The organism is Lactobacillus sp. XV31L, from assembly GCF_059900865.1.
The window spans coordinates 103,277-124,564 of the sequence record NZ_JBWXGC010000002.1 but is presented as its reverse complement, the minus strand read 5'-3'; the positions used below and the strand labels follow the sequence as shown (position 1 = coordinate 124,564).

Here is a 21,288-nt window from a genome sequence, read left to right as displayed (position 1 = left end):
GTTGACTTTGAACCAGGAAATCAATATTATAGACCAGTGCAAACGAAGATTTTAACTTTAAGGAGTAGAAAATTTTATGCCTGAAAAATCATATCCAATGACTGCTGAAGGTAAGGAAAAACTGGAAGCAGAACTTAAAAATTTAAAAGTTGTTAAACGCCCTGAAGTAATTGAGCGGATCAAGGTTGCCCGTTCATACGGCGACCTGTCTGAAAATTCTGAGTACGATGCGGCAAAAGATGAACAAAGTCACCTTGAAGACCGAATCAGTGTCGTTGAAGAAATGTTGAAATATGCCCACGTTGTTGATGCCAATTCAACTAATCCTGACGAAGTTGCAGTGGGCAAGACGGTCACCTACACTGAGACAGGTGAAGAAGAACCTGAAACCTACACGATTGTTGGCAGCGATGAGTCAGACCCCTTGAACGGGAAGATTTCCAATGATTCGCCGATTGCGCAGGCCATTTTAGGCAAAAAGAAAGGTGACACAGTTACTATTTCGACGCCTGCTGGCAAGTTTGATGCCGTAATCAACAAGGTGGAAGACTAGTTGACTATAAAGTACAGGTAAGTAATCAAGTAAGATTTATTATCTTGTATGTAAAAAGACCAAGATTATTTGTAACAGAACCCTTAGGGGTGAGTTCAAAGCAATCTTGGTCTTTTTGCTTTAATTCGAGTAAGCTCTAGTGGCTAGTAAAGTAGCGGTAGTCCTTACTCTTGTCAAAGACTACTCCACGGGCGTTTTCACCGTTGGAAAGGTTAAATTCAGCTTGTGGATACTTGGAGCGTACGATTTCTTCCAGGCGTGTGCGCAACATGCTGTTGTTGGCTAAAACAGAACCGGTTAGGGCGATTTTCATGGGCTTAGGGTCAACATAGCGATCCATTCCAATCACAATGTCGCGTGCAAGTAATTCGGCTTGTTCCATAATGACAGTCGTGGCATCTTGGTCCCCCTGATCAGCCAGATGAGCTACCTCAACTGCCATTGAAGCTATTTCAGAGTTGGCCATCTTGTAGAACTTGGCAGTCGCATCGACAATATTGTCAACCTTGAAGAGCTGGTTAAACAAGGGGATTAACTGGTTGTCTTCACGCTTGTCCCAGCTGAGCAAGGCTGCTTTTAGGGCAGCCAAGGTGATGGCATAGCCAGACCCTTCATCCCCCAGTATCGAACCATAACCGCCGGTAGTGATGATTTTGCCTCCCTGCAAACCATTGAAGACAGAGCCAGTACCAGCAATTACCAGACCGCCATCGTCGCCTTCAAGTCCGTTGTATAAAGCCAGAAGAGAGTCAGTTACTGCCCTGGTTGGCAGGTTGTAAGCTTTAGCTGAAATTTCAGCCGCCACTTCAGAAGCATGGCCGATGACTGATAGGCCGGCAATACCGCACATGATCCGCTGACAATCCCCATCGATTTGATCGATTAAGTGATTAACTGCACCAACGATATTGCTAATTGCGCTGTCATAATCGGTATTGACTTGCCCTGGACCGGTTTCGGTGCGTTCTAGCTCAGCGCCGTCCATATCATAGGCAATCGCAATAGTGTGGGTTCCGCCAGCATCTACGCCAATTTGGTATTTAAGTGTCATAATTAGATCTTCTTTCTTTAGAATACTACCTTTAATCATATTTTATTACAAAAATAGTGAATACAGAAGCCCTTTTTAAAACGGTTTCTTATGAGCCGCAGCTAGCCTCTGTTAAGGCAGGTTGGCTGACAATAATTGCTTTTAAGGTGGGGCTTGGGACCAGCTTTGCCCGCAATCTGTTAAAATTTTGCCAAAGCTATGTCCAAGTGATAGAATTGGCCGTTGCTTTTTGTTAGAATAGGCCTAGTCTAGTGAGGGTTGAGTTACATGAAAATGTTCAAGAAAAATCAAGAAGCTAAGAGTAGAAAGAACCAAGCTTCAACACCAATTAGAATGAAATTAATTCTGGGGATTATTTTTGTTTTATTTGCTACTTTAATCGGGCAGTTGGCCTACTTGCAAATTGGTTATGGCTCTCGCTTTAAAGCAGAAGTGCAAAAATCAAATTCTGCAGTAGTGTCCAGTCAAGTGCCGCGGGGCGTGATGTATGACAGTAAAGGTCGCATCTTGGTCGGTAACAAGGCCAATAATGCTATTACTTATACCAAGAGCGTATCTACTACAGCTAGCGACATCTATGATATTTCTAATGCACTGAGTGGTTATATTAAAATACGCAACGAAAAACCAACTGAGCAGCAGGTGATAGATTACTATCTGGCTAATAAGAAAAACAGCGATCGTGAACTGGCTAGTGTCCCCAAGGCTATTCAAGAAACGCAAGATGAAGAACTAATCAACCAGAGAATCCAAGACCAGGTACGCAAAAAGCATATTAAGCTAAATACTCGCGCAAAAACGGCAGCACTAATTTATAACAAGATTTCCGGCGCGTACACCCTGTCGACCATTTACATTAAAAACAATGGTCTGACCAGCAAGGAAATTGCAGAAGTGGGTGAGCACCTTTCTGACTTGCCCGGTGTTGGCATTGGTACGGATTGGCAACGTTCATACCCTAATGGTTCATCTGTTAAGAGCATCATTGGCTCGGTATCCACCGAAAAAGCAGGCTTGCCTAGCGACAATTTGCAGTATTACTTGACTAATGGTTATTCGCGCAATGACCGTGTGGGAACGTCATATCTGGAAGAGGAATATGAACCACTCTTAAAAGGGAGCAAGTCCACTAGCAAGGTTTGGACTAAGACGTCTGGTGATATCGAACAGACAAGATCAGTTTATTCCGGTCAGGCTGGGGCCAGTTTAGTGCTAACGCTTGATGCTAAATACCAAAAGCAAGTTCAAAAAGCGCTTGAAAGCATCTATGCAAGTGCCCTTGCCTCGGGGTCAGCCCGATACTCTAATGGCGCTTATGCCGTAGCAATGAATCCTAAGACTGGAGCACTGCTAGCTATTGCTGGAATCAACCGCGATCCAAATAAAAACAAGACAACCAATAATGCATTGGGTGTGATTAACCAGGCCTTCGTCATGGGCTCAGCAGTCAAAGGGGCAATGGTCAGTGGCGGATTAATTAACAAGATAATTACGCCGGCCAGCAATGTTTTGCCTGACACCCCAGTTTATTTGCCAGGAACACCAATTAAAAAATCGGTCTATCCGGTAGGAACCTTTGGTGCATTGGATGCTGAAACTGCTTTGGAAGTTTCCAGTAACATATACATGATGCATCTGGCAATGAAGTGGGTTAATGCAGACTATGTTCCCAAAGAAAGGATCAGGATGCCTAACAACGCGTTTGATACTATTAGGCACAACTTTAACATGTTTGGCCTGGGACAAAAAACCGGGGTTGACTTGCCCGGCGAAATCTCCGGTATCCAGGGGCGGTCTTTTAATGAGCAAGGTCAGATCTTGTCTGGGTCAGTTCTTGACCTGGCATATGGCAACTATGACGCCTACACGCCAATTCAAATGGCCCAGTACGTATCGACAATCGCTAATGGCGGCTACCGAATGCAGCCTTATGTGGTCCAGTCGATTGGCCGGACATCGCCCAACGGCAAAAAAACTTTTATTGACTACAACAAAAAACCGAATGTGCAACTACGGATACCGTGGTCGCAAGACGAATTAAATATTGTCCGGCAAGGCTTTTGGCGTGTTGTTCATGGGACCAACTCTTGGGGAACAGCGCATAAGCTGAAAGATGTCAAGCCAGCAATTGCGGGCAAGTCAGGAACAGCCCAAACCTTTTACTTTGATCCCAACCATCCTAACCGCAAGAATCCACCTGAACTAGTTAATGCCACCTTTGTTGGATATGCACCAGCAAATAATCCCGAAATTGCAACGGCCGTTGTCTTCCCAGGACTAGACCCTGACCTGGAAGGTTCCTATACTTTGCAAATGACGAAAGCAATGGTGCAGAATTACTTTAAATTGCATAAAAACAAAAATTAGTGGATAACACTGGTCAAGATACTATAAAAATGCTAGAATAATACAGTCAGAATAAAGTTTTAGGTGGTGAAAAAAATGGCAGATAACATCATTTTAGAATGCACCGAATGTGGCGATAGAAGTTACTTATCGAAGAAAAACAAGCGTAAGCATCCGGAACGTTTAAGTTTGAAGAAGTATTGTCCAGTCGAAAGACAGGCAACACTTCATCGTGAAACCAAGTAAAAACCCAATATAGCAAGGGCCTATGCCCCTGCTATTTTTTGTAATGGGAGAATCATGAATAAAAAAGAACTAAGACAAAAACAGATAAAAAGGTTGAGCAACTTCGCTGCAAGCGCAGAAAAAGATAATGAAGATGAAAAACTCCTCAAGCAAATAATGAACTGTAACTTGCTTGAAAGTAGTCAGAGCATTGGTATTACTTCTTCTTTGCCTTATGAAGTTGACACTTCCAGACTGATTGCCCGCCTTTGGGACTTAGGCAAGGATGTCTACCTGGCCCGTGCTAATGATAACCATGAGCACTCCCAAGACTTTATTTACTACAGTTACATGAGCAAGATTAGCAAGTCCAAGTTCGGCGTTGAAGAAGTTAGCGATCCAAAAGCCAAGGTCAATAACAAGCTGGACTTGATAATCGTTCCGGGCCTTGCTTTTGCCCTCGATACGCATCAACGCTTGGGATTTGGTGGTGGCTACTACGACCGCTTTTTAGCTGGACACCCAAAAGCTAAAACAGTTGCTCTAGCAAATTCCCCAATGACTTTTAAAACAGCCCCCTGGCCATTGGAAGAAACAGATGTGCCCGTTCAAACGGTTATTACTCCAGATGCGATCTTGCAATAATAAGGAGTCAAGATGAATCAAAGACAGAATCTCAAAAATTCATATATTACCATATTTATTCTGCTTGTTCTGCTAGTCGTCTTTTTAGTGGAAACAGCACTTGGAGGCTCGCAGAACACCTTTGTTCTGATTAAGATGGGCGCCATGAATAATTTTGCCATTGTTGCCAGTCAGCAGTGGTGGCGACTTTTTACTGCGCAATTTCTGCATATTGGCATCATGCATTTAGTTTCTAATGCCGTGATGATTTACTATTTAGGAATCTATTTGGAACAAATTTTGGGCCATTGGCGCTTTTTGGTCCTGTATTTGCTATCTGGTGTGGGAGGCAACTTGCTGAGCCTTGCTTGGGGCAGTGACCGGGCAATTTCTGCTGGCGCTTCAACTGCCTTGTTTGGCTTGTTTGGTGCCATGACTGCCATTGCCCTGCGCAACCGGGCTAATCCAGTTATTAACTACCTGGGTCGACAGGCCTTTTGGCTGGCTTTAATTAATATTGGTCTTGACTTGTTTGCCCCTAATATTGACATTCAAGGTCACATTGGAGGCTTTCTTGCAGGTTTTCTAATTGCTTTGATCATTGGTGATAAGACGATGCAGCATTATTCTCCAAAATGGCGAGTTACGGCCTTGTGTGTTTTGATTTTCTATTGTGTTGCTACAGTTAGAATGGGTATGATAATTAGACTATAATGAAAACGCTATATGATGTGCAGCAGTTTTTGAAAAAATACGGGATTATCGTGCATGTGGGCAAGCGAATCTGGGATATTGAGCTGATGGCACTTGAACTTGACAATATTAATCGCTCACGTTTGATTGATCAACATGACTACCTTGTTGCCAAGCTGATTTTGCGGCGCGAACACGAGTATGAGGAACGAATTGCCAAAGATAAGCATAGCTCTTAAGGTGATTTAGTAGTATATTATCTTTATAAGTTTTGGGGGAGTGAAAAATTTTATGTCAACTTTTTTAATTATTATTGACGCAGTATTGGTAATTGTAATTCTGGCCTTTGTTTTGGTTTGGCTCTGGAATAAGATTCAAACCAAGCGCTTGGGCAATGGTGACCTGTCTAATGAAGAATTTAATGAAGGCATGCGTAAGGCCCAGATCGTTGACCTGCGCGAAAAAGCACCCTTTAAGCGCAAGCATATTGATGGAGCCCGCAACTTGCCCTATACCATGCTCAAGTACCAGTACACAGAATTAAGGACAGACTTGCCCGTTTACCTTTATTCAGACTCCCTGTCTGTAACTTTGCGTGCTGCCAGATTTCTCCAGAAAAAGCACTTCACCTCAATTAAGTGGTTGAAGACGGGCTTTGATGAATGGACTGGTCGCACTAAATCATCTAAATATTGACCTTAAAAACATGTTTGCATATTATCCAAACGTGTTTTTTAATATAGGGCAAAAGCAAAAAAGGAAAGCAAAAGATGCAAAAAGTTCTAGCAATTGTGGGTCCAACCGCAATTGGCAAAACCAGTTTGGCTATTAAGTTGGCTCAGCGCTTAAAGGCCGAGATTGTTTCTGGGGATTCAATGCAGGTATACAGTGAAGTGGCAATTGGAACTGCACAGGCAACGCCTGCGGAGCAGCAAGCAGTCAAGCACTATTTGGTGAATAGCCAGTCGATTTTTGAACCGTTTGCGGTGACTGATTTTGTTGATCAGGCCCAAGCTGCAATAAAACAAATTAGTGCAAACGGCAACTTGCCAATGCTTGTCGGTGGAACTGGCTTTTATGTTAATGCACTGCTCAACCAGATGCAGCTAGGTGAAAAAGATAAGCAAGCGACTCCAGTTGATGACAAGTGGCAAGAATTGCTTCAGCAAAAAGGCCCCCAAAGGCTATGGCAGATTCTCAATGAAGAAGATTCTGAAGCGGCTGCTAAGATCCCGCCCCAAAATTCACGTCGGGTTTTGCGTGCCTTAACTGTGATAAACCGGACAAAGCAAAAGTTTTCGCAGCAGCAAAGCCAAATCCAGCCGCGCTATGATTACTTAATTATTGGCTTAAATACTGACCGTCAAGAAATCTACCGCCGCATTAATAATCGCGTTGACCAGATGATGCAGCAGGGTTTGCTGGCCGAGGCTGAGTTCATTTACCAGCACCGCGAGCAGGAATACCAAGTTCTCCAAGCAATTGGCTACAAGGAATTTTTTCCCTACTTTGCTCATGAAAGCGACCTAGAAACTTGCGTGGCTAACCTCAAAACAGCTTCCCGCAGGTATGCCAAGCGCCAGCTGACCTACCTGCGCCACCAGTTGCCAGTGACTTGGTTTGACCCCTTGAATGACCCAAATTGTTTAGATAAAATTGCAGAAAAAACGGAGGAATGGTTGAATGAATAATTGGCCCGCAGAATTACAAGAAGTGGTTAGCGAGATTGACCAGCAGATTGCATCGCAATTAGCCAAAATTGACGATAATATTCTTTATAATCAAGGCAAGGTTTTAGCTGCATATCAAGATAAGGCAGTGGCCGAGGCTGACTTGATTGGAAGCACCGGCTACGGCAGTGATGACAGCGGTCGCGACAAGCTTGACCGAATTTATGCAGATATTTTTGCAACTGAAGATGCACTAGTGCGGTCCCAATTTGTCTCTGGTACGCACACTCTCGCTACGGCAATGGCAGGTAACCTGCTTCCGGGCGATGAATTGACCTACTTGACTGGGATGCCTTATGACACCTTGCAGCAGGTTATTGGTATTGCTGGTGATGGTCGCGGCAGCTTGAAGCAGTATGGTGTCAAGTTTTCCCACGTTGATCTAAAAGACGGGGAGGTGGACTTAGATTCTGCTCTCCAGCTACTTGCAAGCCACCAGCCTAAGATGGTGGTCATTCAGCGCTCGCGCGGCTATGACACGCGCCAAAGTTTTACTGTGGCTCAGATCAAGCCGATGATTGCGTTAATTCGTTCGGTTTCTCCTGACAGCATTATTTTTATTGATAACTGCTACGGTGAGTTCTCGGAAAAGCACGAACCGACTGAGTATGGTGCAGACCTAATGGCAGGATCACTAATTAAAAATGCGGGTGGGGGACTGGCCAAGGTCGGTGGCTATGTAGTTGGCAAACATGAATTGATTGAGAATACAGCTGCCCGCTTAACGGCTGGAGGAATTGGTCGCGAAGAAGGTGCAAGTCTGGATAACAATCGCGATTATTTTGAAGGCTTGTTTATTGCACCGAGCGTAACGGGCAATGCAATTAAAGGTGCAATCTATGCTGCAGCTCTTTTGGAACGCATGGGTCTTGAGGTGACTCCGCGCTGGAACGATAACAGGACTGACCTTATCCAGGCAGTGGTATTTCATGATCAGGAAAGAATGGTTAAGTTTGCCCAGGCCCTGCAGCAAAATTCTCCAGTCAACTCCTTTGTTGATCCGATTCCTAGCAATGATACGGGTTACGAAGACAAGGTCATCATGGCCGATGGCTCTTTTGTTGATGGTGCAAGTATTGAATTTTCTGGGGATGGACCAATCCGACCGCCCTATGCCCTTTATATGCAGGGCGGGCTAACCTATGCCCATGTTAAGATTGCAATTACCAACGCCGTTAATGAGCTATTTTTTAAAAAATAGGATGGAAATAAAGCTTTAGTTAAGTTTTCTGGCAAACTGCTATACCGCTTTACAATTGCCAACTAATTTGCTAACCTTTTAATCAGATTTATTGCATGGGAATCAAGCTCTTAATGAGCCATACCAATTACTAACTATAGATATTTTAGGTGGAGAAACATGACAAAGAAAATTTCAGCAGATGATATTAGAAAGAGTGTTATTGATGAGGACGTGCGCTTCTTGCGGCTCACTTTTACCGATATTAATGGCACGCTCAAGGCGGTGGAAGTACCCAACAGCCAGCTAGAAAAGGTCCTAAATAATGACATCCGGTTCGACGGTTCTTCAATCGATGGCTTTGTTCGCTTAGAAGAAAGCGACATGGTCTTATATCCAGACTTTTCAACCTGGTCAGTTTTACCTTGGACCGATGTTCAAGGTGGTAAAATTGGCTGCCTGATTTGTTCCGTCCACACTACCGATGGCCAAGCCTTTGAAGGAGACCCGCGCAATAACTTGAAGCGCGTCCTCAAGCAGATGAATGATATGGGCTTTTCCGCTTTTGATATCGGTTTTGAAGCTGAATTCCACTTGCTCAAGCTCGACCAAAATGGTAATTGGACTACTGAAGTACCCGACCATGCTTCATACTTTGACTTAACTTCACAGGATGAAAGTGCGAGCTGCCGGCGCGATATTGTGGAAACACTTGAAAGCATTGGCTTTGAAGTTGAAGCTGCCCACCATGAAGTTGGTGACGGTCAACAAGAAATTGACTTTAAGTTTGATGACGCTTTGACCACTGCTGACCGGGTACAGATGTTCAAGATGATTGTTCGTGAAATAGCCAAACGGCACGGATTATATGCGACCTTCATGGCCAAACCTTTGCAGGGTCAGGCCGGTAATGGAATGCATACGAATATGTCCTTATTCAAGGGCAAGAAGAATGCCTTCTATGATCAGAACAACCAGTTCCATTTGTCTAACAATGCCCTTTACTTTTTAAATGGTATCTTGGAGCATGCGCGGGCAATTACTGCTGTAGGCAATCCGACAGTCAACTCATACAAGCGACTCATTCCAGGCTTTGAAGCTCCAGTCTATATTTCTTGGGCTTCTAAAAATCGCTCACCTATGGTCCGGGTACCGTCGGCTGAAGAAATTAACACGCGCTTGGAAATGCGGTCAGCTGACCCAACAGCCAACCCATACTTGTTGCTGGCTACCTGCCTGGCTGCTGGTCTAGATGGTATCAAGAAAGCAAAGATGCCAATGGATCCAATTGACTGCAATCTTTTCACTTTGACTGAAGAAGAACGTGAGCAAGCAGGAATCAAGCCGCTGCCGTCAACCTTGCATAATGCCCTTAAGGCCTTTAAGAAGGACGAATTAATCAAGTCTGCCTTGGGTGAGCACTTGACGCAAAGCTTTGTCAGCTCCAAGGAACTGGAGTGGGGACAATACACGCAGACGGTTTCTGATTGGGAAAGAAATCGCTACATGGGCTATTAATTATGATTAAATAAAAAGGTTGTCCTTGAAAGGGCGAAGAAAAAAGCGAAAAATTGCAGACGCAGTTTTTCGCTTTTTGATATTGGCAAAGTGCTTTTTTAACCTTAGACTAGTCCAGTGCTAAAATAAGTACTGTTAGTCTAATAATTTAGTGGAGGAAAAATGGCAACAAAAAAGTCAATTTATACCAAAGACGTAAAGTTAGTCATGGCAGCATCATTTTTCTTCATGTTCTCTACCATGTTTGTAAATCCGTTGATTTAACAGTTATGCCAAGTATCTAGGGGCCAGCAGCGAGTTTGCTGGCATAATTGTTGGTATTATGAGTATTGCCGCCATGTTTTTGCGGCCCCTTGCAGGCAACTTGACTGATCAATTCTCCAAGTACCGCTTGTCATTGATTGGTGGCATCCTTATCCTAATTGGAGTTATTGGCTATACGCTGGCACCGGCCAGCGGGTGGCTCCTGCTTTTTCGTTTGATTAACGGAGCAGGGTATGTATTGGCCACAGTTTGCATGACTACCTGGCTAGCTTTTTTGGTACCCCGAGCCCATGTGGGACAGGCCATGGGCTTTTATGGTTTGATGAACGCACTAGCAATGGCAATAGCACCAGCCTTAGCAATCAATCTTTACCAAAAAACTGACTACCGTCTAGCAATTATTGCGGCTGTCATTTCCTCTTTTTTGATGATTGTTACGATCCAATTTGTTGGGAACCGGGCTAAGCCCCAAAGTCGGCCCCAAAATTCAAGAGGGCCAGGCAAGTTCAAAATAATTCAAGTTAATGTTTTACCAGTTGCCTTGCTCACAATGTTGTTTGCCTTTCCTTACTTTGCCACTCAAGCAGACCTGGTGTCTTTCGCTGAAGAGCGTCATTTAAGCGTGGCTGTCAGTTCTTACTTTTTGATTTATGCACTAGCTTTGCTGGTTATCAGAATAGGACTTAAGAACTTGTTTGATACAGTTCGCTTTGGTATCTGGTTTTGGGTTAGTTTAGCAGCAACGGCGATTTATCTTATTTTACTGGCTACAATGAAAAATAATTGGATGATGGCACTAGCAGCCTGCTTCATGGCAGTGGGCTATGGAATTATCTATTCTGTCTTGCAATCGACAGCCATGCTTCTGGCACCAATCAGTGAACAAGGACTAGCTTCTAGTACCTTTTATCTAGGACTGGACATCGGCATGGCCCTTGGTCCAATTATTATGGGCTTTGTGAACGACTTGTTGCCAGTTAAATATTTTTATCTGGTGCAATTAACCCTGCTTCCCTTGCTGCTTCTGGTATATGGGCTCTACCATCAGCGCTTGAACGGGGCAATAAAACGTCACTAGTGAGTTCAGTGCTCTTACATGAACTATTTTAATTAAAATAAAAAACAGCTTCCACGCGTGGGCTAGTTAGATGAATAATATTCGACCTAGTCATCTTGCGTGAATTAGCTGCTTTTTTGTTATCAGTGACTATTCTGCTTGGAATTGCTCGCCCCATTTCCACGGGTCATGGTGCCAAGTTTTTAGGATATTATACTGGGCCGCAGTGACGTAGTCCAGTTCTTTTTCTTTTTGGACCAAGTCAGGATAGGTGAGCAAAGGCTTGAAGCTAATGCCAGCTTGGGCAAAATTCTTTTCAGTCTCATCAAAATAATAAGTAAAAATGGAGCTAACCCCGATTACGTTCCCGCCTTCTTTTTGCGTGACTTGAGCAGCGTCTAGTACAGAACTCCCAGTGGTGACGATATCATCAATCAAGACAATGCGGTCATGCTTAGTAAAGCGGCCTTCAATTTGCTTGCCCTTGCCGTGGTCCTTGGGCTTGGGCCGCACATAAATCAAGGGCAATTCTAGTTTGGCTGCCACCCAAGCGGCATGGGGAATGCCGGCTGTAGCAACCCCACCAATAAGGGTAACATCAGGAAAGCTAGCCTCTATGAGGTTAGCGAGGTCACGGGCAAGCAAATCGCGTAACTCAGGATATGATACAGTAAGGCGCAGGTCAGTATAGACTGGTGAAAGCATGCCGCTGGCGAAGGTAAAGGGCTTGGCTGGAGAAATGGTGATGATTTTATGTTTGATCAGGCTGGCAATAATTTCTTCTTGGTACATTACTTGAACTCCTTTGTGATAGCTTGGTAAGTGATTTGCGGGTTTGCGGCCTGGGTGATGGGGCGACCGACAACCAGGGCACTCGCTCCAAATTCACGTGCTTGCTGGGGCGTAGCAACTCGCTCTTGGTCATCGACCTTGCTGGTTGCCGGCCTAATACCCGGAGTTACATACAAAAAGTCTGTTCCTATTTTTTTCTAAGGTTGGCTACTTCCAAAGGCGAACAGATCACCCCATCAGCTCCTGCTTGCTTGGCAGTCTGAGCCAAGCTAGTTACTTGTTCATCCATAGGGAGCATGCAGTTTTGTTCACTAGCCAAAACTACGCTCGAAATCGAAGTGAGCTCTGTGACGGCTAGAAGTTGAGGAACAAGTTTTCCGTCAGGAGTGCCATCAACCAGGCCCTGTTTTGCGGCTGCAATCATTGCGCTTCCGCCCAAGGCATGGACTGTTGTACAAAAAATTTTCATCCGGCCCAGTTGCTTGGCAGCATGATAAACAGTATTGGGAATGTCGTGCAGCTTTAGGTCTAAGAAGATGTGATAGCCTTGATTGGCCAACTTTTGGACGAAGTCGGGGCCAGAATGGCAAAAGAGTTCCAAACCGATTTTTAGGTAGGTTTGGTTGGGCTTGCCTAGTTTGGTAAGAAAGTGCCGGGCCTCTTGCTCATTATTAAAGTCCAAAGCAACAAAAACCACTTTTTCCATTTAAAACCTCCGTATGAAAAAAAGCCTATTCTGGTACAGAGTGCATCAAAATAGACTTTTATGCTATTTAAGTCAAATTGAACTTGCGGTCTCTCTGTACCGGTTAAAGTTAACTGCTAATGAGCTTACCACCTTCGATGATTAAATTCAAGCAAACTTTTGCTGTTAAAAACTATTAAAAAGTGTAAAATGTAGACCAAAAATAATTGTAATGACAGTGAGCATACATTTTGGAGGAGAAAATGGCAACAATTAGTGTCCAATTACCCGGTCTAAATTTGAAAAATCCGGTGATGCCAGCTAGCGGCACCTTTGGCTTTGGCGACGGAGCAGCTGCCAAGCAATTTGATCTGAACAAGTTGGGTGCAATGGTATTAAAAACGACGACGCCTCAAGCCCGAACGGGTAACCCACAACCACAAATTGCGCTTCTTGCAGACGGCAGCTTAAATGCGGTGGGATTAACCAATCCTGGGGTCCAAGCAGTGGCAGACCAAAAAGTGCCCACCTTGCACGCGCAATTTCCCCACCTGCCTCTAATTGCCAGCGTGGGAGGGGCAAGTATAGAAGATTATGTTGTGGTAGCGCAAAAGCTAACCGCGTCTAACTTACTTAATGCGCTAGAAATCAACCTGTCTTGTCCCAATGTGTCTCAAGGCGGAATGACTTTTGGCATCCATCCAGCAGCCGTGGAAAAAATAACAGCGGCAGTTAAGACTGCTGTAAATGTGCCGGTCTACGTCAAATTGACCCCAAATGTGACCAGCATGGTAGAGATTGCCAAGGCAGCTGAAAGTGGTGGTGCTGATGGCTTGTCAATGATCAATACAGTAACAGGAATGCAGGTGGACATTAAAAGACGACGGCCGCTTTTGGGCAATAATTTTGGTGGTCTTTCTGGCAATGCTGTAAAGTCGATTGCCTTATATCAGATTTTCCAAGTTCACCTGACTAGTCACCTACCTATCATTGGTATGGGCGGGGTTTCTAGTGCAGAAGACGTGGTCGCCTTTATGTTGGCCGGCGCCAGCGCAGTAGCAGTGGGGAGTGCCCACTTCCAAGACCCACTAGCCTGCCTGCACATCATTGAAAAATTGCCCAGTTTGCTAGACCAGCTTGGGGTCCAAGATATCAAGGAATTAGTTGGAGCAGTTGAATTGAACTGATTAGCACTACTAGAATTTAGCATGGTCGACAATAAATTCATAGTTGACAAGTTGCTAGGCAACTTGTATATTAAGTTAAATTAAATGTCCTTAAAATTAGTCCCGTGAGACTAGCAAGGAAAGCTCAATAAAGTTTGAATTCTTTAGGAACGCACCTAGTCTACACAGATTGGGTGCGTTTTTTCACGGACGCGGCATTGGAGGAGAAAAATGGCAAAAGAAATTTGGAATGAATTGGCAATGAAACGGGCGCTGACCCGGATTACTTATGAAATCATTGAACGCAACAAGGGAACGGAGGACCTGGTTCTAGTTGGAATCAAGACGCGTGGAATTTATCTAGCTCAACGGATCCATGAGCGGATTCAAAAATTGGAAGGTGTGGATGTGCCCCAGGGCCAGCTGGATATCACCCTCTACCGCGATGACCTGCATGATGCAGCACGCAAGCAAGATCCAGTAGTCAATTCTAGTGAGATTGGCGTTGATATCGAAGATAAGCACGTCGTCTTGATCGATGATGTTCTTTTTACTGGCCGGACTGTTCGAGCTGCAATGGATGCCCTGATGGATGCAGGCCGGCCCAAAACAATTGCAGTGGCAGTTTTAGTTGATCGTGGCCACCGCGAGCTACCGATTCGTGCAGATTTTGTGGGTAAGAACATCCCCACTTCTGCACGTGAGCAAGTTGCTGTTCACGTCAAGGAAGTTGACCAAGAAGATAATGTGGAATTAATGCCACTGCCACAATAACAAGTGATTTAGATTAACCGTTTAATTGGCTCCAGAGAGGGTCAAAAGGGTTTAAGTTTGTGGGCCATGCTTTTTAGCCGGCCAAAATCCCTTTTGATAAGTCTGAAGCTAGTGAAAGCTTCGGGCTTATTTTTTTAGGAAGAAGTTCAAAAATGAAAAATACAAGGCTTGTCAACCTGCCATTTTTAGTTACTACTAGTGGCTTGAGTACAAAAGAAGTTGCTGCATTGATTGAGCGTGCAGAATACTTTAAGCATGGGGGAGCAGGAGCGCAGTTAACCCATCCTGTATATGTAACCAACATGTTTTTTGAAAATTCTAGCCGCACTCATACAAGCTTTGAACTAGCAGAAAGAAAGCTGGGGCTGACTGTAATTCCCTTTGATCCAGCACGCAGCTCAGTCAAAAAAGGCGAGACCTTGTATGACACCTCACTAGTCATGTCAGCTCTTGGAATTGATTTAGAAGTAATTCGTCATTCTCAAAATGAATATTACCAAGACTTAATTCATCTTCATGAAGGACAAAAACTTGATATTGGCTTGATTAATGCAGGCGATGGCAGTGGTCAACATCCCTCCCAGTCGCTGCTTGACATGATGACCATCCACGAGCAATTCGGTAGTTTTTAAAGATCTTAAAGTAGCAATTGTAGGTGATATTACCAATTCGCGTGTGGCTGGCAGCAATATGGAGTTATTGAATCGGCTTGGTGCCCAAGTCTATTTTTCTGGCCCGCAATACTGGTATAACCACCAGTTTGACCAGTTTGGCAAATATTGCGAACTAGATGACTTGATCGATCAGATGGATGTCATCATGCTTTTGCGGGTGCAGCATGAACGCCATAGTGGCGACCCCAACGAAAGCAAGTTTGTCGCTGCAGATTACCATCAGCAATATGGACTGAATGAACGTCGTTATCAGGCAATGAAGGAGAATGCAATTATCATGCATCCGGGTCCTATTAACCGCGGGGTTGAATTGGCAGACAGCTTGGTTGAAGCACCAAAGTGCATGTTTGTGCGCCAGATGGAAAACGGCGTGTTCATGCGGATGGCAATGCTGGAAGCAGTAATACGCGGACGCAAGTTAGGGGGGTCTGGCATAATGGCAACCGTAATTAAGAATGGCACTCTTTACTTGGGCAGGGAACTAGTGCAGGCAGATCTAGAAGTGGAGCATGGACTTATTTCTGCGATTGGAAGCAATCTTGAAGCAAACCAGATAATTGATGCCAGTGGGCTGCTGGTCAGTCCTGGTCTAGTTGACTTGCATGTGCATTACCGCGATCCGGGTCAAACAGACAAAGAGACTGTTATTACTGGATCTAGGGCTGCGCCCCGGGGTGGCTTTACTACTGTATGCGCCATGCCCAATGTTACGCCAGTGCCCAATGCGGCTGAATTAATGCGCCAGATGGTTGACAATAACCGGCGCCGCGGTTGTGTGCATATTCTTCAGTATGGTCCCTTAACCGTGAACGAAATTGGAAGTCAGATTCCTGACTACCAGGCATTAAAAAATGCGGGAGCATTTGCCTTGAGCAATGATGGCCATGGCGTTCAAGATGCCCAAACAATGTATTTGGTAATGCAAAGGGCTAAAGAAAATAGCTTGGTGGTGGCTGCACATGCCCAAGATGATGCTCTGTTTGATAACGGCGTCATTAATGCAGGCCCTAAAGCTGGTGAACTTGGTCCCATCAGTGAATTGGCCGAAACAACGCAAATTGCGCGTGACCTCCTGCTTGCTCAAGCAACTGGCTGCCATTACCATGTTTGTCATGTTTCTACCAGAACCAGCGTAGAACTCATCAGGTTGGCTAAAAGGCGGGGGATCAATGTTACCTGTGAAGTCACGCCCCACCACCTCTTATTAAACGAAGACAATATCAATAAAAACAATGATAACTTCAAGATGAATCCGCCGCTGCGCACAAAAGCAGATCAAGCAGCTCTAATAGATGGCTTAAAAGATGGCACCATCGATATGATTGCCACAGACCATGCGCCCCATACTACTGCTGATAAGGCGGGCGGCTTTGCCCATGCAGCCTTTGGCATTACCGGCAGTGAAACAGCCTTTTGTGAACTATACACCCACTTTGTTAAGACTGGCGTTTTTACCTTAGAACAGCTGCTAGAATGGATGACCCAAAAGCCAGCTCGAGCTTTTGGATTGCCAGAGGCAGGTCGCATCGAACTGGGTAAGCCAGCTGATTTAGCCCTTTTTGACTTAAACCAGCACTTTGAGCTAGATGCAAAAGGTTACTATTCAAAGGGAGAAAATACTCCTTTTAGTGGTGATGAAGTATATGGTCGAACAGTTTTAACCATGGTTGATGGACAAGTAGTATACCAAGAGCAGGTGAACTAAATGAGATACTTAATTTTAGAAGATGGCAGCGTATATGAAGGTGAAGGTTTTGGTAGTAGTCGGGCAAGCACGGGCGAGGTGGTTTTCACCACAGGGATGACCGGTTACCAGGAAGCCATTACGGACCAGTCGTATGCCGGGCAGATTTTGGTTTTTACCAACCCGCTAATTGGCAACTATGGCATCACGCTAGCAGACTATGAATCGCTTGAACCAGGCATTCAAGGCGTAATCTGCCACCAGGTTGCCCGCCAAGCAGACAACTGGCGGATGCAAGAGACACTGCCTGCATTCTTGGAAGGGCTCGACATTCCTGGCTTGCAAGGTATTGACACCCGGGCTTTAGTCAAAAAATTACGAATCCATGGAACTATGCGTGGGCGGATATGTGACTCTGTAAAGGATAGTGCAAGAATAGTGCAAGAGCTGCGAGCCGCTAGAGTTACTCGTGAAATTGTTGAGCAAGTATCTACCACCCGGGCTTATCCAGTTCCTGGATCCCAGCGTAACGTAGTTGTGGTTGACTTTGGCATTAAGAACAGTATCTTGCGTGAATTGAGTCAGCGTGGATGCAATTGCATTGTTTTACCTTATTCAAGCTCTGCAGAAAAGATTCTTGCCCTTCATCCAGATGGCGTTCTACTTTCAAACGGTCCTGGGGATCCACTAGAAATGAAGGCGGCCGCGCAAATGGTACGCCAAGTAGAACAACACGTGCCGCTGATGGGAATCTGGGCCATCAAGTCTTCGCCTTGGCCAATGGTGCTAAAACGACCAAGATGAAGTTCGGTCACCGCGGGTTCAACCACCCTGTACGTGAAATTGCCACAGGCAATATTGGCTTTACCTCACAAAACCATGGTTATGCAGTGGTACGCTCGTCAATTGATCCCGATAATCTGCAAGTTACTCACGTAGAGGTCAACGATGGAACGGTTGAAGGCTTAAGGCACCGCAAGTATCCAGCCTTCTCAGTACAGTTCCACCCTGACAGTACGCCTGGTCCCCATGATGAAGAGGGGATTTTTGACTACTTTATGCAAATGATTGATCAGAAAAAGGAGGAGTTCCATGCCTAAAAGAACAGATATTAAAAAAATCATGGTAATCGGGTCTGGTCCAATAATCATTGGCCAGGTGGCTGAATTTGACTACTCGGGCACCCAAGCCTGCTTGGCTTTGCGTGAAGAAGGCTATGAAGTGGTACTGGTAAACTCCAATCCTGCAACCATTATGACGGACACCAGCATTGCTGATAAGGTCTACCTCGAGCCCTTGGCCGTTGAAGCGCTCTCGCGCATTATTCGCAAGGAGTACCCTGATGCGCTTTTGCCTACGCTGGGCGGGCAAGTGGGGCTGAATATGGCACTAGCCCTGGCTAAAAGCGGAATTTTAGACGAACTCCATATTGAACTTTTAGGAACCAAGTTGACTTCAATTGAGCAGGCCGAAGATCGGGACCAGTTTAAGCAGCTTTGTCAAGCTCTTGGTGAGCCGGTACCTTTATCCACTAGTGTAAAGACGGTGCAAGAAGCCCTAGACTTTGGCGATCAGATTGGCTATCCCATTATTGTCCGTCCAGCCTTTACCATGGGTGGGACTGATGGCGGCATTTGCACCAACCGCAGTGAGCTGGCTGCAATTGCTAAAAACGGACTAGAATTGTCGCCGGTAACTGAATGCTTGATTGAGCGGTCAATAGCAGGTTACAAGGAAGTTGAGTTTGAAGTCATGCGGGATCATGCAGACAACGCTATGATTGTTTGCTGCATGGAAAACTTTGACTCAGTTGGGATCCACACTGGTGACTCTATCGTCTTTTCTCCTTCGCAAACATTGGCAGACAAAGAATACCAAATGCTCCACCTCATCCGTGCACTCAAGATTGAGGGTGGGTGCAATGTCCAATTAGCACTTGATCCTACTAGCTTTGACTACTACGTAATTGAGGTAAACCCCCGTGTTTCTCGTTCCTCGGCATTGGCGTCTAAGGCCACGGGTTACCCCATTGCCAAGATGGCGGCTAAAATTGCAGTGGGCTTGACTTTAGATGAAATCAAAAATCCGGTAACTGGTACTACCTGGGCTGAGTTTGAACCTGCTTTGGACTATGTGGTGTGCAAGATTCCCCGCTGGCCCTTTGACAAGTAACCCCGCCTATTGGGGCCACAGATGAAGGCTACGGGCGAAGTAATGGCAATTGGTCGCACCGCTGAAGAAGCCTTTCAAAAGGCGGTGCGGTCTTTAGAAATTGATCAAAAGGACTTTTACTCCAGCAAGGCCCACCAGGCCAGTGATGATGACTTGGAAGATCGGTTGGTCAAGGCCCGTGATGACCGCCTCTTTTACCTAGCTGAGGCCTTTTGGCGGGGGTATTCAATGAGGTACGTCCATGAATTGACTAAAATCAACTATTACTTTCTGGATATAGTCAAGCATATTGTGGAGATGGAAAAGACCCTAATTGAGCACAAGCATGAACTAGCCGGCTTAAAAACTGCCAAAAAATACGGCTTCAGCGATCAAACCATTGGCCATCTTTGGCATGAAGACGAAGCAGAGGTGCGCCGCATGCGCTTGCAAAATGGCATAGTCCCTGCTTATAAAATGGTGGATACATGTGCAGGAGAGTTTATTTCCCAAACGCCTTACTTTTATTCTACTTATGACGCTGAAAACGAGAGCAAGCCCACCAGCAAAAGGGCTGTACTAGTTATTGGCTCAGGTCCAATTAGAATTGGTCAAGGGGTGGAATTTGACTACGCAACTGTCCACTGCGTCAAGGCCTTACAAAAAATGGGCTATGAAGCAATTGTTATCAACTCTAATCCGGAGACGGTCTCAACTGATTTTTCAATATCAGACAAATTGTACTTTGAACCTCTTACTCTAGAAGATGTTTTGAATGTGTGTGAACTAGAAAAACCAGAAGGAGTCATTATTCAATTCGGGGGTCAGACAGCAATTAACTTGGCTGCTGGACTCAGGCAAAATGGTATCAAAATTTTGGGCACCAGCGTGGAAGACTTGGATCGAGCAGAAGATCGTGAATTGTTTGATCAAGTAGTTAAGGAGCTAAACTTAAAGCAGCCTCGCGGATTGACCGCGACTACACATGAGGGCGTTGTAAAAGCGGCACGTAACTTGGGCTACCCCGTGCTAGTCAGGCCAAGTTACGTACTGGGTGGCAAGGCTATGGAAATTGTGTATACGCCTGAGGAATTGGAGGACTACTTACAGGACCATGTTGATCTTGCTAACAGCCATCCAATTCTGGTGGATGACTACCTGGATGGTCGGGAGTGTGATGTTGATGCTATCTGTGATGGTCAAGACGTGCTGATCCCAGGTATCATGGAGCACATTGAACATGCCGGCGTTCATTCAGGCGATTCGATGGCAGTATATCCAGCCCAAACATTCACACCCCAAATCAAGCAAAAGATTGCCGCAATCACTAGTAAACTGGCATTAAAGCTTAATTGCCGCGGCATCATGAACTTGCAGCTAATTGAACGAGCCGGTGAAATTTTTATAATTGAAGTCAATCCCCGTGCTAGTCGGACTGTTCCCTTTTTGAGCAAGGTTACCGGAATTGAAATGACGCAAGTGGCCACCCGCGTCATTATGGGGCAGAGCTTGAAAGAACAAGGATTTGAAGGAGGACTTGCGCCAGAACCAGATTTGGTCAGCGTAAAGGCACCAGTCTTTTCTTTCAGTAAACTAGCTGATGTGGATAGTTATCTTGGACCGGAGATGAAGTCGACGGGTGAAGCAATGGGTAGTGACTTGACATACTCTAAGGCCCTTTACAAGGCTTTTGCTGGTGCTAATATGCAGATCCCAGCTAGTGGAAATGTTTTGTTGACGATTGAAGACAAAGACAAGGAAACCATCCTGCCAATAGCTTTGCGCTTTGCGCAGATTGTCTACCGCATTCTGGCCACCAAGGGAACAGCTGCCTTTTTGAGGCAAAACGGCCTGCAAGTTGCTGAAGTGAATAAAATTGCCGCAGGAAGTGAGGACAATATTCTAAGTGCCTTCAAAGACGGTCAAATCGATTTAGTCATCAACACAATGGGTCACGACTTGGCTCAAAACTCGGCTGGCTTTATTATTAGACAGGCTGCTATCCAACAAAATATTCCGCTGCTAACAAGTCTAGATACAGCACGAGTCTTGCTTGTAGCACTTGAAAACCGTTCTTTCTTGACCGCAAACTTAAACTAAGCAAAAACGGATGTCACTCTT

Annotated in this window: 16 protein-coding genes and 5 pseudogenes; 18 read left to right on the top strand and 3 right to left on the bottom strand. The window is 45.1% G+C overall.

The window, feature by feature from the left end; genetic code table 11:
• Positions 1 to 76 precede the first annotated feature (76 nt).
• Positions 77 to 553, top strand: a complete 477-nt coding sequence (gene greA, locus AC2JF7_RS02170; RefSeq protein WP_500726618.1) for a transcription elongation factor GreA — start codon at positions 77 to 79, stop codon at positions 551 to 553.
• A 136-nt stretch (positions 554 to 689) separates the two neighbouring features.
• On the opposite strand, the gene AC2JF7_RS02165 is transcribed toward greA, so the two are convergent.
• Positions 690 to 1,604 carry an N-acetylglucosamine kinase gene (locus AC2JF7_RS02165; protein WP_500726616.1) on the bottom strand — a complete coding sequence of 305 codons (915 nt, stop codon included), beginning with the start codon at positions 1,602 to 1,604 and terminating at the stop codon, positions 690 to 692.
• A 56-nt stretch (positions 1,605 to 1,660) separates the two neighbouring features.
• Here AC2JF7_RS02165 and AC2JF7_RS02160 point away from each other — a divergent pair, with 56 nt between their 5' ends.
• The 11 genes and pseudogenes from AC2JF7_RS02160 (at position 1,661) to AC2JF7_RS02110 (ending at position 11,262) form a co-directional block, all read left to right on the top strand.
• Positions 1,661 to 1,840 carry a hypothetical protein gene (locus AC2JF7_RS02160; protein WP_500726614.1) on the top strand — a complete coding sequence of 60 codons (180 nt, stop codon included), beginning with the start codon at positions 1,661 to 1,663 and terminating at the stop codon, positions 1,838 to 1,840.
• Between the two features lie 31 nt (positions 1,841 to 1,871).
• The gene (locus tag AC2JF7_RS02155) at positions 1,872 to 3,971 is read left to right on the top strand and encodes a peptidoglycan D,D-transpeptidase FtsI family protein (RefSeq protein WP_500726612.1); all 2,100 of its coding nucleotides are present in this window, start codon (positions 1,872 to 1,874) and stop codon (positions 3,969 to 3,971) included.
• A gap of 75 nt (positions 3,972 to 4,046) precedes the next feature.
• Positions 4,047 to 4,196 (top strand): 50S ribosomal protein L33, encoded by a 150-nt coding sequence (gene rpmG, locus AC2JF7_RS02150; RefSeq protein WP_090092858.1) that lies wholly within the window; start codon positions 4,047 to 4,049, stop codon positions 4,194 to 4,196.
• A gap of 54 nt (positions 4,197 to 4,250) precedes the next feature.
• Positions 4,251 to 4,820, top strand: coding sequence for a 5-formyltetrahydrofolate cyclo-ligase (locus AC2JF7_RS02145; protein ID WP_500726608.1), 570 nt, complete (start codon positions 4,251 to 4,253; stop codon positions 4,818 to 4,820).
• Between the two features lie 12 nt (positions 4,821 to 4,832).
• Positions 4,833 to 5,513, top strand: coding sequence for a rhomboid family intramembrane serine protease (locus AC2JF7_RS02140; RefSeq protein ID WP_500726606.1), 681 nt, complete (start codon positions 4,833 to 4,835; stop codon positions 5,511 to 5,513).
• The gene (locus AC2JF7_RS02135; RefSeq protein ID WP_500726604.1) at positions 5,513 to 5,731 is read left to right on the top strand and encodes a YqgQ family protein; all 219 of its coding nucleotides are present in this window, start codon (positions 5,513 to 5,515) and stop codon (positions 5,729 to 5,731) included. The genes AC2JF7_RS02140 and AC2JF7_RS02135 overlap by 1 nt, the downstream gene beginning before the upstream one ends.
• A gap of 52 nt (positions 5,732 to 5,783) precedes the next feature.
• Positions 5,784 to 6,188 carry a rhodanese-like domain-containing protein gene (locus AC2JF7_RS02130; protein ID WP_500726602.1) on the top strand — a complete coding sequence of 135 codons (405 nt, stop codon included), beginning with the start codon at positions 5,784 to 5,786 and terminating at the stop codon, positions 6,186 to 6,188.
• Between the two features lie 74 nt (positions 6,189 to 6,262).
• Complete coding sequence (miaA, locus tag AC2JF7_RS02125; RefSeq protein WP_500726600.1) at positions 6,263 to 7,183, top strand: tRNA (adenosine(37)-N6)-dimethylallyltransferase MiaA; 921 nt, start codon at positions 6,263 to 6,265, stop codon at positions 7,181 to 7,183.
• Complete coding sequence (locus tag AC2JF7_RS02120; RefSeq protein ID WP_500726597.1) at positions 7,176 to 8,423, top strand: methionine gamma-lyase family protein; 1,248 nt, start codon at positions 7,176 to 7,178, stop codon at positions 8,421 to 8,423. The genes miaA and AC2JF7_RS02120 overlap by 8 nt, the downstream gene beginning before the upstream one ends.
• A 159-nt stretch (positions 8,424 to 8,582) precedes the next feature.
• Entirely contained in the window at positions 8,583 to 9,920 is a 1,338-nt protein-coding gene (gene glnA, locus AC2JF7_RS02115; protein WP_500726595.1) for a type I glutamate--ammonia ligase, read from the top strand.
• Positions 9,921 to 10,082: 162 nt separating this feature from the next.
• Positions 10,083 to 11,262, top strand: a pseudogene (locus AC2JF7_RS02110) (MFS transporter).
• A gap of 129 nt (positions 11,263 to 11,391) precedes the next feature.
• On the opposite strand, the gene pyrE reads toward AC2JF7_RS02110, so the two are convergent.
• Positions 11,392 to 12,033, bottom strand: a complete 642-nt coding sequence (pyrE, locus tag AC2JF7_RS02105) for an orotate phosphoribosyltransferase (protein ID WP_500726593.1) — start codon at positions 12,031 to 12,033, stop codon at positions 11,392 to 11,394.
• A pseudogene (pyrF, locus tag AC2JF7_RS02100) lies at positions 12,033 to 12,739 on the bottom strand (orotidine-5'-phosphate decarboxylase). The gene pyrE and the pseudogene pyrF overlap by 1 nt, the downstream one beginning before the upstream one ends.
• A 242-nt stretch (positions 12,740 to 12,981) precedes the next feature.
• Here pyrF and AC2JF7_RS02095 point away from each other — a divergent pair.
• The 6 genes and pseudogenes from AC2JF7_RS02095 to carB all read left to right on the top strand — a co-directional run bounded on the left by AC2JF7_RS02095 (position 12,982) and on the right by carB (position 21,267).
• A complete protein-coding gene (locus AC2JF7_RS02095; protein ID WP_500726591.1) occupies positions 12,982 to 13,905 on the top strand; it encodes a dihydroorotate dehydrogenase in 924 nt (307 codons plus the stop codon).
• A gap of 210 nt (positions 13,906 to 14,115) precedes the next feature.
• Positions 14,116 to 14,658 carry a bifunctional pyr operon transcriptional regulator/uracil phosphoribosyltransferase PyrR gene (gene pyrR, locus AC2JF7_RS02090; protein ID WP_500726589.1) on the top strand — a complete coding sequence of 181 codons (543 nt, stop codon included), beginning with the start codon at positions 14,116 to 14,118 and terminating at the stop codon, positions 14,656 to 14,658.
• A gap of 152 nt (positions 14,659 to 14,810) precedes the next feature.
• A pseudogene (locus AC2JF7_RS02085) lies at positions 14,811 to 15,759 on the top strand (aspartate carbamoyltransferase catalytic subunit); the annotation flags it as partial.
• Positions 15,760 to 15,768: 9 nt separating this feature from the next.
• Positions 15,769 to 17,037, top strand: coding sequence for a dihydroorotase (gene pyrC / locus AC2JF7_RS02080; RefSeq protein WP_500726761.1), 1,269 nt, complete (start codon positions 15,769 to 15,771; stop codon positions 17,035 to 17,037).
• Positions 17,038 to 18,116, top strand: a pseudogene (locus AC2JF7_RS02075) (carbamoyl phosphate synthase small subunit).
• Positions 18,109 to 21,267, top strand: a pseudogene (carB, locus tag AC2JF7_RS02070) (carbamoyl-phosphate synthase large subunit). The pseudogenes AC2JF7_RS02075 and carB overlap by 8 nt, the downstream one beginning before the upstream one ends.
• The last annotated feature ends 21 nt before the right edge of the window (positions 21,268 to 21,288 follow it).

Bases quoted from the DNA above. Each gene is read 5' to 3' on its own strand.
- greA (WP_500726618.1), top strand. From the start codon at position 77: ATGCCTGAAAAATCATATCCAATGACTGCTGAAGGTAAGGAAAAACTG.
- AC2JF7_RS02165 (WP_500726616.1), bottom strand. From the start codon at position 1,604: ATGACACTTAAATACCAAATTGGCGTAGATGCTGGCGGAACCCACACT.
- AC2JF7_RS02155 (WP_500726612.1), top strand. From the start codon at position 1,872: ATGAAAATGTTCAAGAAAAATCAAGAAGCTAAGAGTAGAAAGAACCAA.
- rpmG (WP_090092858.1), top strand. From the start codon at position 4,047: ATGGCAGATAACATCATTTTAGAATGCACCGAATGTGGCGATAGAAGT.
- AC2JF7_RS02145 (WP_500726608.1), top strand. From the start codon at position 4,251: ATGAATAAAAAAGAACTAAGACAAAAACAGATAAAAAGGTTGAGCAAC.
- AC2JF7_RS02140 (WP_500726606.1), top strand. From the start codon at position 4,833: ATGAATCAAAGACAGAATCTCAAAAATTCATATATTACCATATTTATT.
- AC2JF7_RS02135 (WP_500726604.1), top strand. From the start codon at position 5,513: ATGAAAACGCTATATGATGTGCAGCAGTTTTTGAAAAAATACGGGATT.
- AC2JF7_RS02130 (WP_500726602.1), top strand. From the start codon at position 5,784: ATGTCAACTTTTTTAATTATTATTGACGCAGTATTGGTAATTGTAATT.
- miaA (WP_500726600.1), top strand. From the start codon at position 6,263: ATGCAAAAAGTTCTAGCAATTGTGGGTCCAACCGCAATTGGCAAAACC.
- AC2JF7_RS02120 (WP_500726597.1), top strand. From the start codon at position 7,176: ATGAATAATTGGCCCGCAGAATTACAAGAAGTGGTTAGCGAGATTGAC.
- glnA (WP_500726595.1), top strand. From the start codon at position 8,583: ATGACAAAGAAAATTTCAGCAGATGATATTAGAAAGAGTGTTATTGAT.
- pyrE (WP_500726593.1), bottom strand. From the start codon at position 12,033: ATGTACCAAGAAGAAATTATTGCCAGCCTGATCAAACATAAAATCATC.
- AC2JF7_RS02095 (WP_500726591.1), top strand. From the start codon at position 12,982: ATGGCAACAATTAGTGTCCAATTACCCGGTCTAAATTTGAAAAATCCG.
- pyrR (WP_500726589.1), top strand. From the start codon at position 14,116: ATGGCAAAAGAAATTTGGAATGAATTGGCAATGAAACGGGCGCTGACC.
- pyrC (WP_500726761.1), top strand. From the start codon at position 15,769: ATGGCAACCGTAATTAAGAATGGCACTCTTTACTTGGGCAGGGAACTA.